A 15,744-nucleotide genomic window follows, 5' to 3' on the forward strand; every position below is an offset into this window, starting at 1 on the left:
GGGTGGGTGGCCGCGACGGAGGGGGAGGCACGGTGAGCGACATCGGGGTGGCTGCCCAGCAGCGGGCGCAGGCGCTGATCCAGGTGGGCCGGCCCGCCGAGGCGGCGCGGCTGCTGCGTGAGGCGCTGGCCGGGCAGCCCGAGCACGCCGGGCTGCTGCTGCAGCTGGCCCGCTGCCATCGCGAGCTGGGCCAGCTCGCCGAGGCGAACCGGCTGGTGGACCGGGCGCTGGGCCGGAGCGCGGCGCCGCAGCACCTCTACGCGGAGAAGGCCCGCATCTTCCTCGCCGCCGACGAGCCCCGGTTCGCGGCGGCGGCCGCCCAGCGGGCCCTGGAACTCGCGCCCCGCACCTGGGAACACCACGGCCTCATGGCCGAGTCCCTGCTCCAGATGGGCAACCCCAACCGGGTGCTGGCCGCCCGGCGGCACGCCGACGACGCCCTGGAACTTGCCCCCGACCACGCCGAACTGCACGTGCTGGACGCCCGGCTGCACGCCCGGATGGGCCGGCTCCGCGCGGCCCGGGAGGCCTGCGGCCGGGCCCTCGCCGTCGACCCCGGGTTCGAGCCGGCGCTGCGCGAGCTGGCGAGGTTCGCCGCGGAGCGGGACCGGACGAGCGCCGCCGCCCGCGGCTTCGGCGACGCCCTCGCCGCGAACCCGGGCGCCAGCTGGAATCTGACCGCCCACGAGGTGGTCTCCCTGGCGCTGGGCTGGCGACTCTTCGACGTCGCGGCGCTGGCCGCCCTCGCGTACTGGTCGGGGTTCGCGCTCGTCGACCCGGTGCCCACCGGCGTCCGACCGGTGGTGGCCGCCGTGATGCTGGTGGCCCTCGCCGGCGCGACCTGGCACGCCTGGCGGCGGCAGCCCGACCCGGTACGCCGGCAGCTGCGCCGCTGGGCCCGCGCCGCGGCGGCGGTGCCCGGGCTGCTGCTCGTGCTGGCGGCGCTCGCCTCGCTGGTGCTCGGCGGCCTGGCCCCGCAGGCGGACAGCCCGGCGGCCGGGGCCGCGGCCCTGCCGCTGCTCCCGGTCACGGCGGTGCTGGCGGTCCGCCTCTGGCGGCAGCTCCGCCGCCGGGCAGCTCTAGCCCTGCGCCGCCTCGGCTACGCCGCCTGGGGGCGCCTCGTCGCCCACCGCATCCCGGCCGCCACCTGAACGCCCCCAAGCGGCCTCTCTGACGGAGAGAGTGGCCATCCCCGCCGGAATGGCCACTCTTTCGGTGAATCAGCGCCCAGACGGCGGCTCAGCTCGCTTCGACGATCATGCCGGCGCCGACCGTGCGGTTGGTGGTCTCGTCGATGATGACGAAGCCGCCGGTGGTGCGGTTGCGGCGGTACTCGTCGGCGAGCAGCGGCAGGGTCGTGCGCAGCCGGACCCGGCCGATCTCGTTGAGCTTCAGCTCGCCGGCCGACTCGTCCCGGTGCAGCGAGTTGATGTCCAGCCGGTAGTGCAGCCCGCGCACGATCGCCCGCGCCGAGCGGGTGGTGTGCTTGATCGCGTACTTGCCGCCGACCTGCAGCGGACGGGTCTCGTCCATCCAGCAGACCATCGCCTCGATGTCCTGCGCGACCGCCGGGGCGTTGTTCGGCCGGCAGATCATGTCGCCCCGGGAGATGTCGATCTCGTCGGTCAGCCGCACCGTCACCGACATCGGCGGGAACGCCTCGGCCACCGGGCCATCGGCCGTCTCCACCGCGGCGATCCGGCTGGTGAAGCCGGACGGCAGCACCATCACCTCGTCGCCGGGCTTGAGCACGCCCGAGGCCACCTGGCCGGCGTACCCCCGGTAGTCGGTGACGGTGGTGGACTGCGGGCGGATCACGTACTGCACCGGGAAGCGCACGTCGACCAGGTTGCGGTCGGAGGCGATGTGTACCCGCTCCAGGTGGTGCAGCAGCGACGGCCCCTCGTACCACGGCATGTTCGCCGAGCGGGAGACGATGTTGTCGCCCTTGAGCGCGGAGACCGGGACGACGGTCAGGTCCGGCACGTCGAGCTTCGCCGCGAACGCGGTGAACTCGTCGGCGATCCGCTCGAAGACCTCCTCCGACCAGTCGACCAGGTCCATCTTGTTGACGCAGAGGACCAGGTGCGGCACCCGCAGCAGCGAGCAGAGGAACGCGTGCCGGCGGGACTGCTCCACCAAGCCCTTGCGGGCGTCCACCAGGATCAACGCCAGGTCGGCGGTGGAGGCGCCGGTGACCATGTTCCGGGTGTACTGGATGTGCCCGGGGGTGTCGGCGATGATGAACTTCCGCCGCGGCGTGGCGAAGTAGCGGTACGCCACGTCGATGGTGATGCCCTGCTCCCGCTCCGCCCGCAGGCCGTCGGTGAGCAGCGCCAGATTGGTGTACTCGTCCCCCCGGGCCGCGCTGACCGCCTCGACCGCGGCGAGCTGGTCGGTGAAGAGCGACTTCGTGTCGTACAGCAGCCGGCCGATCAGCGTCGACTTGCCGTCGTCGACGCTGCCGGCGGTGGCGAACCGCAGCAGGTCCATCGGCCGGGTTGCTTCCGCCTCGGCCGGTGCCAGCGTCTCCACGCTCATCAGAAGTAGCCCTCCCGCTTGCGGTCCTCCATGGCGGCCTCGCTGACCCGGTCGTCGCCGCGGGTCGCGCCGCGCTCGGTGATCCGGGTGGCGGCCACCTCCTCGATCACCTTCTCCACCGTGTCCGCCTCGGAGCGGACGGCCGCGGTGCAGGAGGCGTCGCCCACGGTCCGGTAGCGCACCTGCGCCTTGAACCGCTCCTCGCCCGCCTTGGGCCGGATGAACTCGTTGACCGCGTAGAGCATGCCGTCCCGCTCGATCACCTCACGCTCGTGCGCGTAGTAGATCGACGGCAGCGGGATGCGCTCCCGGGCGATGTAGTGCCAGACGTCCAGCTCGGTCCAGTTGGACAGCGGGAAGACCCGGATCGACTCGCCCGGGTGGTGCCGGCCGTTGTAGAGCGCCCACAGCTCGGGCCGCTGGTTCTTCGGGTCCCACTGGCCGAACTCGTCGCGGAAGCTGAACATCCGCTCCTTGGCCCGGGCCTTCTCCTCGTCCCGCCGGGCGCCGCCGAAGAGCGCGTCGAAGCGGTGCTTCTCCACCGCGTCGAGCAGCACCGGGGTCTGGATCCGGTTGCGCATCCCGTCCGCCGACTCGCGGACCAGGCCCGAAGCCAGGGCCTCCGGCACGCTGGCCACCAGGAGCTGCAGGCCCAACTCGGCGACCCGCTGGTCCCGGTACTCGATGACCTCGGGGAAGTTGTGCCCGGTGTCGACGTGCATCACCGGGAAGGGGATGTTGGCCGGGGCGAACGCCTTCTGGGCCAACCGCAGCATCACGATCGAGTCCTTGCCGCCGGAGAAGAGCAGCACGGGCCGCTCCATCTCGGCGACGACCTCGCGCATCACGAAGATGCTCTCCGCCTCCAGCGCGTCGAGGTGGGAGACCTGGTACGCGGCCGGGGACGTCACGGCACGAATCCGTTCATGGAATTCCAGACCTTTCCGGTCGGACTCGTCAAGAAGACGTTCAGGCTACCCGGAATGACGCTGCAACGCTGCAAGCAACCGACTGGCGAGATCCTTGCGACAGACCAACAGGTCCGGCAGGCGCGGGTCGGCCTCGTTGTATTTCAGCGCAGAACCGTCGATCCGGGAAGCGTGCAGCCCGGTGGCCGTCGCCACAGCCACCGGCGCCGCCGAGTCCCACTCGTACTGGCCGCCGGCGTGGATGTACGCGTCCACCTCACCGGTCACCACCGCGGCGATCTTCGCCCCCGCCGAACCCATCGGCACCAGGTGCGCGCCCACATCCTCGGCCAGATCGGTGAGGAACACCGGCGGCCGGCTGCGGCTGGCCGCCAGGCGCAGCGTCCGCGCGCCGCCCGAGGTCGCCGCCTCCAGGGTCATCGGCGGGTACGCCGGCGGGTAGTCCGTGCCCAGCACCCGGTGCTGCGCCGGTAGCCCCACCGCCCCCGCCACCAGGCCGTGCGGGGTCGGCGCGTGCCGCGCCCAGAGCGCCACGTGCACCGCCCAGTCCGAGCGGCCCTCCTCGGCGAACTCGCGGGTGCCGTCCAGCGGATCGATGATCCACACCCGGTCGGCGGCGAGCCGGGACACCGCCTCGCTGCTCACCTCCGCCGTCCAGGCCAGCCGCGAACCCTCGTCCTCCTCCGAGAGCACCGCGTCGGCCGGGCGCCACTTCGCCAGCTCGGTACGGATCAGGTCGTGCGAGACCTTGTCCCCGGCCGACTTCAACGCCCCCGGATCGGCGAAGCCCAGCTCCGCACGCAGGTTCATCAGCGCCTGCCCGGCCCGCGCCGCCAGCCAGCGGGCGAAGGCGCCGTCGATCATCGGAGGATTGGCCATGGGTCTTCCGCTCCCGTCGCTCGCGTCGCCGCCAGAAAGGCGCAGACTACCGGCCGCAACCCGCCGCGGACCGTAGCCCCGCCCGAGGTCACGCCCCGTGGTAGAGGTTCTGGGTCGGCTCCACCCCGCGGGTGACCACCGACTCCACCACGTCCGCCGCCCGGTCCACCAGAAACTCCAGCTCCTTGCGCTCGGCCGAGGAGAAGTCCGACAGCACGAAGTCCGCCGGATCCTGCCGCCCCGGCGGCCGGCCGATGCCGAACCGCACCCGGACGTAGTCCTTCGTGCCCAGCGACTTCGACATCGACCGTAGGCCGTTGTGCCCGCCCTCACCGCCGCCGCACTTCACCCGCACCTGCCCGTACGGAATGTCCAGCTCGTCGTGCACCGCGATCACCCGGGCCGGCGGGATCTTGTGGAACTGGGCCAGCGCGACCACCGGGCCGCCGGAGAGGTTCATGTAGGTCAGCGGCTTGACCAGCACCAGCTTCGGGCCGCCGAAGCCCAGCCGCCCCTCGGCGACCTCCGCCACCGCCCGCTTGTGCCGCCCGAGCTTCGCGCCCATCCGGCTGGCCAGCAGCTCGGCCACCAGGAAGCCGACGTTGTGCCGGTTACCCGCGTACTCCCGGCCGGGGTTGCCCAGGCCGACCACCAGCCACGGCCCCGCCTCGTCCGTCACGCCACGTCCCTTCCGTCATGTCGCCGACCCCAGCTCGGCGCGGCCACCGCCGCGCCACGACCCGCCACCCGCCCGCGCGCCGCCACCCGGGCGGCCAGCCCGATACGCCGACAGGCGCCCCCGGAAACCGGGGACGCCTGTCGGCACAGCCTGCGGACCGATCAGGCCTCGGTCTTCTCCTCGGCAGCCGGCTCGCCCTCGGCCGGAGTGCCCTCGGCAGCCTCGGCGGTCTCCTCGCCAACCTCGGCCTCCGCCTCCTCCTCGGCCACCTCGACCTCGGGGAGGGTGGCCTCGAGCTGCTCGGCGGTCGGGGCGGCGGTCACCGTGGCGACCGGCAGCTCCGGGTCGGCGGCCAGCTCGACGCCGGCCGGCAGCGCCACGTCACCGGCGGTGACCTGGACGCCCGGCACGGCACCGTCGATCGAGGCCTCCAGGTGGTCCGGCACCTTGGTGGCGTCGGCGGTCACCGACAGGGTGTCGTGGTCGTGCACGATCAGGGTGTCCTGCGCCGGCTCACCGGTCAGCTGGACCGGGACCTCGACGGTGACCTTCTCGCCACGGCGGACCAGCAGCAGGTCGACGTGCTCGAAGGTGTCCTTGATCGGGTCACGCTGGATCGCCTTCGGCAGCGCCAGCACCTGGGTGCCGTCGCTCACCTCGATCGCGAAGAGCTGGTTCGCGCCGCCCTTGCGGATCGCCGCGGCGAACTCACGCGCCGGGAGCGCGATGTGCTTGGGCTTCTCGCCGTGGCCGTACAGCACGGCGGGCACCTTGCCGGCCCGGCGGGTACGACGGGCACCACCCTTGCCGAACTCGGTACGGGGCTCGGCGCTGATCTTTACCTCGGACACGGGGAAACTCCTGATGCTTCGCTGCGGCTGCTTGTCGACTGGCGGTGCTGGGCGAGGGGCTCGCTGGGGCTCATGCGTCATGAACGACTGCCCGGAGCACCGCGTCGATGACGGCGCCTCCGTGCGGTGCTTTTCAGCGGCCCGCCGGGCACCCTCGCCGTGGCAACCGCACTAGTCTACCCGAGCGATTTCCCGGCTATCCGGCAGTCCCCACATCACCGCCGCGGCCGGCCCGCGGGCCAACCGTCCGGTCGCCGGCGAGCCGCCGGCGACCGGAGCGCCACCTCAGCTCAGACCGCCGAAGAGGGTGGTCACCGAGCCGTCGTCGAAGACCTCCCGGATCGCCCGCGCCAGCAGCGGGGCGATCGACAGCACGGTGATCTTGTCGAGCTGCTTCTCCGGCGGCAACGGCAGCGTGTTGGTCACCACGACCTCGCTGATCGGGCTGTTCTTCAGCCGCTCGGTCGCCGGGTCCGACAGCAGCGCGTGGGTCGAGGCGACCACGATCTCCGCCGCGCCCGACTCCTTCAGGATGTCGGCGGCCTTGGTGATCGTGCCGCCGGTGTCGATCATGTCGTCGACGATCAGGCAGACCCGGCCCTCGACCTCACCGACCACCCGGTTCGCCACCACCTGGTTCGGCTTCAGCGGGTCCCGGGTCTTGTGGATGAAGGCCAGCGGGCAGCCACCCAGCCGGTCCGTCCACCGCTCGGCCACCCGCACCCGGCCCGAGTCCGGTGCCACCACGGTCATCGGCCGGCCCGCGTACCGGTGCTCCACGTACTCCGCGAGCACGTCCATCGCGAACAGGTGGTCCACCGGGCCGTCGAAGAAGCCCTGGATCTGCGCGGTGTGCAGGTCCACCGTCAGGATCCGGTTCGCGCCCGCCGTCTTCAGCAGGTCGGCCACCAGCCGCGCGGAGATCGGCTCCCGGCCGCGGTGCTTCTTGTCCTGCCGCGAGTACGGGTAGTACGGCAGCACCACGGTGATCCGCTTGGCCGAACCGCGCTTCAGCGCGTCGACCATGATCAGGGTCTCCATGACCCAGGTGTTGACCCCGTGCGTCACGGACTGCACCACGAAGGCGTCCGAGCCGCGAACCGAGTCCTTGAAGCGCACGAAGAGCTCACCGTTGGCGAACTCGTACGAGTCGGAGGGGGTCGGCGGGACGCCGAGCACCTCACCGATCTCCTTGGCCAGCTCCGGAAAGCCACGTCCGGAGAAGAGCATCAGGCTCTTGCGGTTTTCGGCGACGATGCTGCCCATGGGCCCGTCTGCTCCCGTATGTCGGTGGTTCCCGGCGGCGGTGGAGCCGGGGACTATTCGGTTGCAGTATCCCCCGCGTTCACCGCTCCACCCACGGCGTCCGGCACCCCGTGGATTCAGTCACCTTCGCTTGCGGCTCCGGCCTCATCCGACGCACCCTCGCGGGCCCGCTCCGCCGCCTCCGCGGCCGCCGTGCCGGCCCGCTTGCGCAGCACCCAGCCCTCCACGTTGCGCTGCTGGCCCCGGGCCACCGCCATCGCACCCGCCGGCACGTCCGAGATGATCACCGAGCCGGCCGCGGTGTACGCCCCGTCGCCCACCCGCACCGGGGCCACGAACATGTTGTCCGCCCCGGTACGCGCGTGGCTGCCGATCGTGGTGTGATGCTTCTTCACCCCGTCGTAGTTCACGAACACCGTCGCCGCGCCGATGTTGCTGTGCTCGCCGATCGTCGCGTCCCCCACGTACGACAGGTGCGGCACCTTCGAGCCCTCGCCGATCGACGCCTTCTTCGTCTCCACGAACGTGCCGACCTTCGCCTTGCGCCCCAGCCGCGACTCCGGCCGCAGGTACGCGTACGGCCCGACGCTCGCCTCCGGGCCCACCTCGGCGCCGACCGCGTGGCTGCGCAGCACGCTGGCGCCCGCGCCCACCGTGGTGTCGATCAGCGTGGTGTCCGGCCCCACGGTGGCCCCGGCGCCGACCACCGTCGCGCCCTGCAGCTGCGTGTTCTGGTCGATCACCGCGTCCCGCTCGACGGTCACCGTCACATCGATCCAGGTGGTGTGCGGGTCCAGGATGCTCACCCCGGTCCGCATCCAGCCGTCGTTCACCCGGTCCCGCAGCAGCCGGCGCAGCCCGGCCAGCTCGACCCGGTCGTTGCAGCCCAGCGTCTCCACGTGGTCCGCGGCGCAGTGCACCGCCACCGGCTCTCCGGCGTCCCGGAGCAGGCCGAAGACGTCGGTCAGGTACTCCTCGCCCTGGTCGTTGTCGGTGGAGAGCTTGCCCAGCGCGTCCCGCAGCCGGGCCACGTCGAACGCGTAGATGCCCGCGTTGATCTCCCGCAGCGCGCGCTGCTCGGGGGTGGCGTCGCGCTCCTCGACGATCTGCTCCAGCCGGCCGTCCGCGTCCCGCACGATCCGGCCCAGGCCGGTCGGGTCGGGCACCTCGGCGGCCAGCACGGTGGCCGCCGCGCCGGCGCCCTCGTGCGCCTCGACCAGCACCGCCACGGTCTCCGGCCGCAGCAGCGGCACGTCGCCGTTGATCACCACGACGGTGCCGGCGACCTCCGGGACGGCGTCCAGCGCGATCCGCACCGCGTGACCGGTGCCGAGCTGCCGCTCCTGGAGCACCGGGGTGGCTTCCGGCGCGATCTCGGCCAGGTGTGCGCCGACCTGGTCGGCGCCGTGCCCGACCACCACCACGGTGCGGTCCGCGGCCAGCGGCGCGGCCGCGGCCAGCACGTGACCGAGGAGGGTACGACCGAGCAGCGGGTGCAGCACCTTGGGCAGGGCAGACTTCATCCGCTTGCCCTCACCGGCGGCGAGCACGACAACGGTGCGGAGGTGGGGCTGGGACACGACGTGGCTCCCGTCGGGACGGCGACAGTCTCGCGGCCATGCTAACCACGCGGCCGTGGGCAATTCGCATCCGGCCGCACAAATGGTCTCACCCGCCTGCCAAAACTGCGACTGAGCTGGGGTGCCTGGATTCGAACCAGGAGCTCAAGGCTCCAAAGGCCTGCGGGTTGCCGTTACCCCACACCCCATTGCCGCGTCAAGACCTACCGGCCACCAATTCAGGCTTGTTCACCATCCACGAGCCGGAACAGCTCGGCGATCATACCTTCGATTCGCCAATAGAGCGCACGACTGCGCGGCACGGAGATCACCAGACAGCCATGGTAGTCGTCACCCGTGTTCTGGCGCACGGTCACCGGGTTGTGCCGCTTGAGCGCCGAGCGCTGGAACCGATCCGCGGGCAGCCGCAGCCTCTCCCGCCACCAACGGACCGCCGCCTCGGCATCGGCCGACTCGTGGATGCTCACCCGGTACGTCGGCCCCGAACGGTCGACTCCACAGGCCTCAAGAAAGCTGAGGAACAACGCCAGCAGTCCGGGATCGCTGTTGATGAACTGCACCTTCTCGGCCCGGCGCCACGGCTTCGACTTGGCGCCCTCACACCAGTAGATCGCCGCGCCGAGCAGCAACAGCGCCCGCTCGTCGAGTCCGCCGACGCCATCGGCGGCCCGGGCGTGTTCGGCTGCCTGCGCCGCGTCCCGCGCCGCTCGGTATGCGCCCCACCGGGCCTCGGTCATCACCTTCGAGTGCGCCCGCCGCCGCTCCGCCGCCGCCTCGTCCGGATCCAGCGGCAGATGCTTGACCCACTGGTACGCGGTCGACTTCGCCACGCCGAGCCGCCCCGCGATCTCGTTGACCGACCGGCCGTTGGCGCGCAACCGCACCGCCTCGGCCCGTAGTGCGTCCTTGGCGTTCGGCCGGCGGGTCCACTCCGGCGGCGGGACCCCGCGCAGCAGTGCGTAGACGCGGTCACGGCCGATGCCCAGCCGGGCCTGGATCTCACGGACGGAGAGCTGCTCCTCGACGCGCAGGCGGCGCGCCTCGACGGCGAGCGGATCAGTCACGGTGAGAGGTTAGAACGCGCGTACGACAGCTCCGTCCATTCACGAACGAAAGTGTCCGCTGCGATCAAGGCGTCCCCTGGTTACGGTGACGTAGGCGTAGCCCGTTTCGTTGGGAGGTGCCATGTCGACCGCCCTGACCGGCCCGGACACCGGGCCGAAGCCGCTGACCCAGGGACACCAGTCCCGAGGCATCCTGGTCGCCCTGTGGGCGTTCGTGCTCGTCCCGTTCCTGGCCCTGCTCGCCGCCGTCCCGGTGGCCTGGGGCGGCTGGCTCGGCTGGACGGACGTGCTCGTGGCCGTCTTCTGGTACGTGCTCTCCGGGCTCGGCATCACGGTCGGCTACCACCGTTACTTCACCCACGGTTCCTTCAAGGCGAAGCCGTGGCTGCGGGTGGGCCTGGCGGTCGCCGGGTCGTTCGCGGTGCAGGGCGAGATCATCCAGTGGGTGGCGGACCACCGCCGGCACCACGCCTTCTCCGATCTGGAGGGTGACCCGCACTCGCCGTGGCGGTTCGGGGCGAGCGTGGGCGGACTGGCCCGGGGGTTGTTCCACGCGCACGTCGGCTGGCTGTTCGACCGGGAGCTGTCCAACCGCGAGCGGTTCGCCCCGGACCTGCTCGGCGATTCGGCCACCCGGCGGGTCGACCGGCTCTTCCCGGCGCTGGTGGCGCTCTCGCTGCTCGGGCCGGCGGCGATGGGCGGGTTGCTCACCTGGTCGTGGCAGGGCGCGCTGACCGCGTTCTTCTGGGGCGGGCTGGTCCGGATCGCGCTGCTGCACCACGTGACCTGGTCGATCAACTCGGTCTGCCATGTGTACGGGGAGCGGCCGTTCGCGGTCCGCCAGGGCGACCGGGCGTCGAACTTCTGGCCGCTGGCGCTGCTGTCGTTCGGGGAGAGCTGGCACAACCTGCACCACGCGGAGCCCACCAGCGCCCGGCACGGGGTGCTGCGCGGTCAGCTCGACCCGTCGGCGCGGGTGATCTGGTTGCTGGAGAAGATCGGGGCGGCGTGGGCGGTCCGGTGGCCGAGACCGGAGCGGATCGACGCCAAACTGGTCGGCCGGGGGCGGGTGCGCGGCCGGCCGGCGCGGTGACCGGTCGATCCATCGGACGCCGGCCTGGCAGGATGGCCGGGTGACCGAGGTTCCCGGCAACGACGCCAGCACCGCCCGGCGGCGCGCGGTCCCGGCCGCCAAGCCCTCCTCCCGGGTACGGATGTCTGCGGCGCAGCGCCGTGAGCAGTTGATCTCGATCGCTCGGCAGATCTTCGCCGAGCGGGGGTTCGACGCCACGTCGATCGAGGAGGTGGCCGCCCGGGCCAAGGTGTCCAAGCCGGTGGTGTACGAGCACTTCGGTGGCAAGGAGGGGCTCTACGCGGTGGTGGTGGACCGGGAGGTCCGCTCGCTGCTGGACCGGATCACCACGGCGCTGACCGCGGGGCACCCTCGGGAGTTGCTGGAGCAGGCGGCGTTGACGCTGCTGACGTACATCGAGGAGGAGACCAGCGGGTTCCGGGTGCTGGTCCGGGAGTCGCCGCTGATGTCGGCGACGGGCAACTTCAGCAGCGTGATGAACGACGTGGCGCATCAGGTGGAGCACATCCTGGGCGCAGAGTTCTCCAGCCGGGGCTACGACCCGAAGCTGGCGGAGCTGTACTCGCAGGCGCTGGTGGGCATGGTGGCGCTGACCGGGCGCTGGTGGCTGGAGGTGCGCAAGCCGCGCAAGGAGACGGTGGCGGCGCACCTGGTGAACCTGGCCTGGAACGGCCTGTCGCACCTGGAGGCGAAGCCGGGCCTGATCACGCTCCGCGGCAAGTCGGGCTGACCGGGCTCAGCGGTTGGCCTCGGCGATGCTGTGGTTGCGCCGCCGCCGTTCGTCCTCGGCGTGCTCGGCCGAGCCGATCTTGTCGTAGAGGCCGGTGCCGAGCAGGATCAGCCCGAACAGCATCGACACGATGACCGTCGACATCGAGAAGTTGAGGAAGTTCGCCGGGGTCTGCAGCACGGCCATCATCAGGATGCTGGTGAGCAGGAAGACCGCCCCGGCGGTCAGGTTCATGTAGTGCCCCAGGTTGGTGCGACGGGACGCCCCGATCAGCAGGAACGCGCCGAACACGACGGAGACGAGCGAGAACGCCAGGTTGGTGCGGAGTCCGAGGGCCCAGTTGCCATCCCGGCTGAAGAGCCCGTCGCCCCAGGTCAGGAACGTTCCGAACACGCCGAAGATCAGAATGTAGAGCCCGATCAACCCGGAAAGGACGCGGTAGATCGGCCGCGCGGGATGGTTCACCGGGATGTGCGCCATGGGGACCCCTCCAGCCAAGTGACCGATTCGGGGCAATTGTCACCCGCAGCGCCCCGCCCCGTCCCCGGAAAACGCCGAAGGCCCGGCGTGCGCCGGGCCTTCGGATGGTTGCTGGTCAGAGCACCAGGCGGGCCTTCTGCCACGCCTCGTGCTCGTCGTCGGTGCCCACCTTGCCGTACATGCCGGCCATCAGGAGCACCAGGGCGAGGACCAGAACGACGATGTCGGTCATGATCGAGAAGTTGAAGATGTTGGCGTCGGTGTGCAGGAACGCCAGCTCGCCCAGGCCGAGGATCATCAGGACGTAGGCCAGCCACTGGTTGATCGCCACGTCGAGGTTGCGGCCGATCGCGACGCCGATCAGGATCGCGGCCCCGAGCACGATGGAGAGCAGCGAGAAGCCGAGGTTGGTGCCCTGGCCGAGGACCTTGGTGTCGTCCCGGGCGAGCACGTCGTTGCCGGCGCTCGTGATGATGCCGAGCACGCCGAAGACGACGAGGTACAGACCAACGAGCCCGCCGATCGCCCGGTAGACCGGCCGCGCGGGGTGGTTGACGGGGGTGTGGGCCATCTCTGCGTCTCCAAGACCGTTCGGGTGAGGGGTCGCCCGCGATTGTCCCGTACGCCGAGGTGTGACGCCGCACACCCCCCACCCCATGCCGAGGTCAGCCGGCCGGCAGCTCGTCGGCGAGGGCCAGCCAGGCCTCCTCGGTGCGTTCCCGCTCGGCCCGCAGCTCCTTGAGCTGGGCGTCCAGTTCGGCCACCTTGGCGTAGTCGGTCGCGTGCGTGGCGAGCTGTTCGAGCAGCGTGGCTTCCTTCTGCTCCAGCTTGGCGACCTGCCGTTCCAGCCTGCCGAGCTCCTTCTTGGCGGTGCGTACCTCGGCGGCGGACATGCCCTCGCGGGCCGGCGCGGCCGCGGCCGGGGTGAGGTCGGCGGGCGCCGGGCCGCGGCCCGCGGCGGCGCGGGCCAGGTACTCGTCGACCCCGCCGGGCAGGTGCACCAGTCGCCCGTCGCCGAACATCCCGTACGCGACGTCGGTGACCCGCTCGATGAGGTACCGGTCGTGGCTGGCCACGATGATCGTGCCGGGCCAGGAGTCGAGCAGGTCCTCCAGCGCGGCGAGGGTGTCGGTGTCCAGGTCGTTGGTGGGCTCGTCGAAGAGGAGCACGTTGGGCTCCCCGGCGAGCAGCCGGAGCATCTGCAGCCGCCGGCGCTCGCCACCGGAGAGGTCGCTGACCGGGGTCCAGAGCCGCCGGTCGTCGAAGCCGAAGATCTCGGCGAGCTGGGCCGCGCTTATCTCCCGGTCGCCGAACTGGACCCGCCGGGCCACCTCCTCGACGGCCTCCAGAACGCGCAGGTGGCCGGGGAGTTCGGCGAGTTCCTGGGAGAGGAACGCGGGCCGCACGGTCTGCCCGGTGGTGAACCGGCCGCCATCGGGGCGGCTCACCCCGGCGAGCATCCGCAGCAGGGTGGTCTTGCCGGCGCCGTTGCGGCCGAGGATGGCGACCCGGTCGCCGGGGCCGACCTGCCAGGTCACGTCGTCCAGGATCTCCTTCGGGCCGGCGTGCAGGGTGACCTGGTCGAGGTCGTACACCTGCTTGCCGAGCCGGGCGGTGGCGAGCCGTTGCAGCGACATCGTGTCGCGCGGCTCCGGGACGTCGGCGATGAGCGCGTTGGCGGCCTCGATGCGGAACTTCGGCTTGGAGGTGCGGGCGGGCGCGCCGCGGCGCAGCCAGGCGATCTCCTTGCGGAGCAGGTTCTGTCGGCGGGCCTCGGTGGCGGCGGCGATCCGCTGTCGCTCGACGCGGGCGAGGGTCCAGGCGGCGAAGCCGCCCTCGTACGCCCGGACGGTCTGGTCGGCGACCTCCCAGGTGGTGGTGCAGACGGCGTCGAGGAACCACCGGTCGTGGGTGACCACGACGAGCGCGCCCTTGCGGGTGACCAGGTGCTTCGCCAGCCAGTCCACGCCGCCCACGTCGAGGTGGTTGGTGGGCTCGTCGAGGATGAGCAGATCGGCGTCGCGGACCAGCAGCGCGGCGAGGGCGACGCGGCGGCGCTCGCCGCCGGACATCGGCCCGACGGGCGCGTCGAGGCCGAGGTGGGGCATGCCGAGGCCGTCGAGGATGGCCCGGACACCGGCGTCGCCGGCCCACTCGTGTTCGGCGCCCATGCTCTCGCCGAGCCAGGCGGTGCCGAGCACCACGTCCCGGACGGTGGCGTCCGGGGCCAGGTTCAGGGTCTGCGGCAGCCAGGAGACGCGCAGGTCGCGGCGGTGGGTGACCCGGCCGTCGTCGGGCTCCTCGAGGCGGGTGAGCAGCCGCAGCAGGGTGGACTTGCCGGCGCCGTTGAGGCCGACCACGCCGACCCGGTCCGCGTCGTCGAGGCCGAGTGAGACGTCGGTGAGCAGCGGCCCGGCAGCGCCGTACCCCTTGAACACCCGGTCCAGGTTGACGATGTTGGCCACTCCCCCACCTTTCATGATCAAGGCGTCCCGGTGCCGGCGGGCACCTCGGGACGCCTGGCCCCTCAGGGTACGCGGAGACCGGAGTGCGCCCGGTGGGCGTCCGGCCCCGTCGAGGGTCAACCACCCCTGCCGCCCGATTTGTTCCACCCCGGGCGGGAGGTTCAGACGATGCGCGCTCCGGCGACCGGGCCGTGGGCGACCCGGGCCTCCCGGCAGACGCCGGCGGTCGCCAGGTCGGCGGCGATCCGGGCGGCGTGCGCCTCGTCGGTGGCGAGGAAGACGCAGGTCGGGCCGGAGCCGGAGACGAGGCCGGCGAGCGCGCCGGCCGCCTCCCCCGCCTTCAGCGTCTCGGCCAGCGCGGGGCGCATGGTCAGCGCGGCGTCCTGGAGGTCGTTGCCGAGGGCGGCGGCGAGCACCCGCGGGTCGCGCTGGCGCAGCGCGGCGAGCAGCGCGTCGGTGCTGCCCAGCGGCTCGCCCGCGCTGCCGGCGTCGCGGAGCCGGTCCAGCTCCCGGTAGGCGGCCGGGGTGGAGAGGCCACCGTCGGCGACGGCCACCACCCAGTGCCAGGAGGTGGGGCGGGCCAGCACCGGGCTGACCGCCTCGCCCCGGCCGGTGCCGAGCGCGGTGCCGCCGTGGATCAGGAACGGCACGTCGGAGCCGAGGTCGGCGGCGATGTCGGCCAACTGGTCCCGGGACAGCCCGGTGCCCCAGAGGGCGTCGCAGGCCACCAGGGCGGCGGCCGCGTCGGCGCTGCCCCCGGCGAGCCCGCCGGCGAGCGGGATCTGCTTGCGCAGGTGCAGCCGGGCGTGCGGCAGCACCCCCGCGTACCCGGCGAGGGCGTGGGCGGCGCGGATCACCAGGTTGGAGTCGTCCAGGGCCAGCTCACCGGTGCCCTCGCCCTCCATCGTGAGGGTGAGGGTGTCGCCCCGCCGGGCGGTGAGCTCGTCGTAGATGGAGATCGCGTGGTAGACGGTGTTCAGCTCGTGGTAGCCGTCGCGGCGCAGCGGGCCCACCCCGAGGTGCAGGTTGACCTTGGCGGGCACCCGGACCTTGACCGGGCCGCTGGCGCCCCGCCGCCGCTGCTCGTCCTCGTCGTCCGGACGCCAGGCCTCGGTCACGGGGCGATGTCCCGCGGGCGCTGGCGGATGTCGAACGGCTTCTCCACGGTGGGCTCCTCGGCGGGGGTG

14 protein-coding genes, 1 tRNA gene and 1 pseudogene are annotated in these 15,744 nt (G+C 72.3%); 3 read left to right on the forward strand and 13 right to left on the reverse strand.

Going from position 1 to position 15,744, the window contains the following annotated elements; all coding sequences use genetic code 11:
* The first annotated feature begins 32 nt into the window (after positions 1 to 32).
* Positions 33 to 1,151: a tetratricopeptide repeat protein gene (locus Q2K19_RS07330; RefSeq protein ID WP_302768718.1), complete on the forward strand. Its 1,119-nt coding sequence runs from the start codon at positions 33 to 35 to the stop codon at positions 1,149 to 1,151.
* A gap of 88 nt (positions 1,152 to 1,239) precedes the next feature.
* Here the strand turns inward: Q2K19_RS07330 and cysN are convergent, their stop codons facing one another.
* The 9 genes and pseudogenes from cysN to Q2K19_RS07375 all read right to left on the reverse strand — a co-directional run bounded on the left by cysN (position 1,240) and on the right by Q2K19_RS07375 (position 9,789).
* On the reverse strand, positions 1,240 to 2,541 hold the full coding sequence (gene cysN, locus Q2K19_RS07335; protein WP_302768721.1) for a sulfate adenylyltransferase subunit CysN: 1,302 nt from the start codon (positions 2,539 to 2,541) through the stop codon (positions 1,240 to 1,242).
* A complete protein-coding gene (cysD, locus tag Q2K19_RS07340) occupies positions 2,541 to 3,452 on the reverse strand; it encodes a sulfate adenylyltransferase subunit CysD (RefSeq protein WP_302768723.1) in 912 nt (303 codons plus the stop codon). Before cysD ends, cysN begins: the two co-directional genes overlap by 1 nt.
* 63 nt (positions 3,453 to 3,515) lie before the next feature.
* Entirely contained in the window at positions 3,516 to 4,349 is an 834-nt protein-coding gene (locus Q2K19_RS07345; protein ID WP_302768725.1) for an inositol monophosphatase family protein, read from the reverse strand.
* Positions 4,350 to 4,437: 88 nt separating this feature from the next.
* The gene (gene pth, locus Q2K19_RS07350; protein ID WP_302768727.1) at positions 4,438 to 5,028 is read right to left on the reverse strand and encodes an aminoacyl-tRNA hydrolase; all 591 of its coding nucleotides are present in this window, start codon (positions 5,026 to 5,028) and stop codon (positions 4,438 to 4,440) included.
* A gap of 161 nt (positions 5,029 to 5,189) precedes the next feature.
* Complete coding sequence (locus tag Q2K19_RS07355; RefSeq protein WP_302768728.1) at positions 5,190 to 5,879, reverse strand: 50S ribosomal protein L25/general stress protein Ctc; 690 nt, start codon at positions 5,877 to 5,879, stop codon at positions 5,190 to 5,192.
* Between the two features lie 285 nt (positions 5,880 to 6,164).
* Positions 6,165 to 7,145: a ribose-phosphate diphosphokinase gene (locus Q2K19_RS07360; protein WP_302768729.1), complete on the reverse strand. Its 981-nt coding sequence runs from the start codon at positions 7,143 to 7,145 to the stop codon at positions 6,165 to 6,167.
* Positions 7,146 to 7,198: 53 nt separating this feature from the next.
* A pseudogene (glmU, locus tag Q2K19_RS07365) lies at positions 7,199 to 8,668 on the reverse strand (bifunctional UDP-N-acetylglucosamine diphosphorylase/glucosamine-1-phosphate N-acetyltransferase GlmU).
* Positions 8,669 to 8,841: 173 nt separating this feature from the next.
* A tRNA-Gln gene (locus Q2K19_RS07370) sits at positions 8,842 to 8,913 on the reverse strand.
* A 30-nt stretch (positions 8,914 to 8,943) separates the two neighbouring features.
* Positions 8,944 to 9,789, reverse strand: coding sequence for a helix-turn-helix domain-containing protein (locus Q2K19_RS07375; RefSeq protein WP_302768731.1), 846 nt, complete (start codon positions 9,787 to 9,789; stop codon positions 8,944 to 8,946).
* A gap of 121 nt (positions 9,790 to 9,910) precedes the next feature.
* Between Q2K19_RS07375 and Q2K19_RS07380 the strand changes: the two genes are divergently transcribed.
* Entirely contained in the window at positions 9,911 to 10,882 is a 972-nt protein-coding gene (locus tag Q2K19_RS07380) for an acyl-CoA desaturase (protein ID WP_302768733.1), read from the forward strand.
* A gap of 40 nt (positions 10,883 to 10,922) precedes the next feature.
* Positions 10,923 to 11,612, forward strand: a complete 690-nt coding sequence (locus Q2K19_RS07385) for a TetR/AcrR family transcriptional regulator (RefSeq protein ID WP_302768735.1) — start codon at positions 10,923 to 10,925, stop codon at positions 11,610 to 11,612.
* Positions 11,613 to 11,618: 6 nt separating this feature from the next.
* Here the strand turns inward: Q2K19_RS07385 and Q2K19_RS07390 are convergent, their stop codons facing one another.
* The 4 genes from Q2K19_RS07390 to Q2K19_RS07405 form a co-directional block, all read right to left on the reverse strand.
* Entirely contained in the window at positions 11,619 to 12,092 is a 474-nt protein-coding gene (locus Q2K19_RS07390; RefSeq protein WP_302768738.1) for a DUF4383 domain-containing protein, read from the reverse strand.
* A gap of 115 nt (positions 12,093 to 12,207) precedes the next feature.
* Positions 12,208 to 12,663 carry a DUF4383 domain-containing protein gene (locus Q2K19_RS07395; protein ID WP_302768740.1) on the reverse strand — a complete coding sequence of 152 codons (456 nt, stop codon included), beginning with the start codon at positions 12,661 to 12,663 and terminating at the stop codon, positions 12,208 to 12,210.
* A 94-nt stretch (positions 12,664 to 12,757) separates the two neighbouring features.
* Complete coding sequence (locus Q2K19_RS07400) at positions 12,758 to 14,557, reverse strand: ABC-F family ATP-binding cassette domain-containing protein (protein WP_302768742.1); 1,800 nt, start codon at positions 14,555 to 14,557, stop codon at positions 12,758 to 12,760.
* Positions 14,558 to 14,718: 161 nt separating this feature from the next.
* Positions 14,719 to 15,675: a 4-(cytidine 5'-diphospho)-2-C-methyl-D-erythritol kinase gene (locus Q2K19_RS07405; protein WP_302768745.1), complete on the reverse strand. Its 957-nt coding sequence runs from the start codon at positions 15,673 to 15,675 to the stop codon at positions 14,719 to 14,721.
* Between the last annotated feature and the right edge of the window lie 69 nt (positions 15,676 to 15,744).

It is taken from the genome of Micromonospora sp. NBRC 110009 (assembly GCF_030518795.1).
Lineage (GTDB): Bacteria > Actinomycetota > Actinomycetes > Mycobacteriales > Micromonosporaceae > Micromonospora.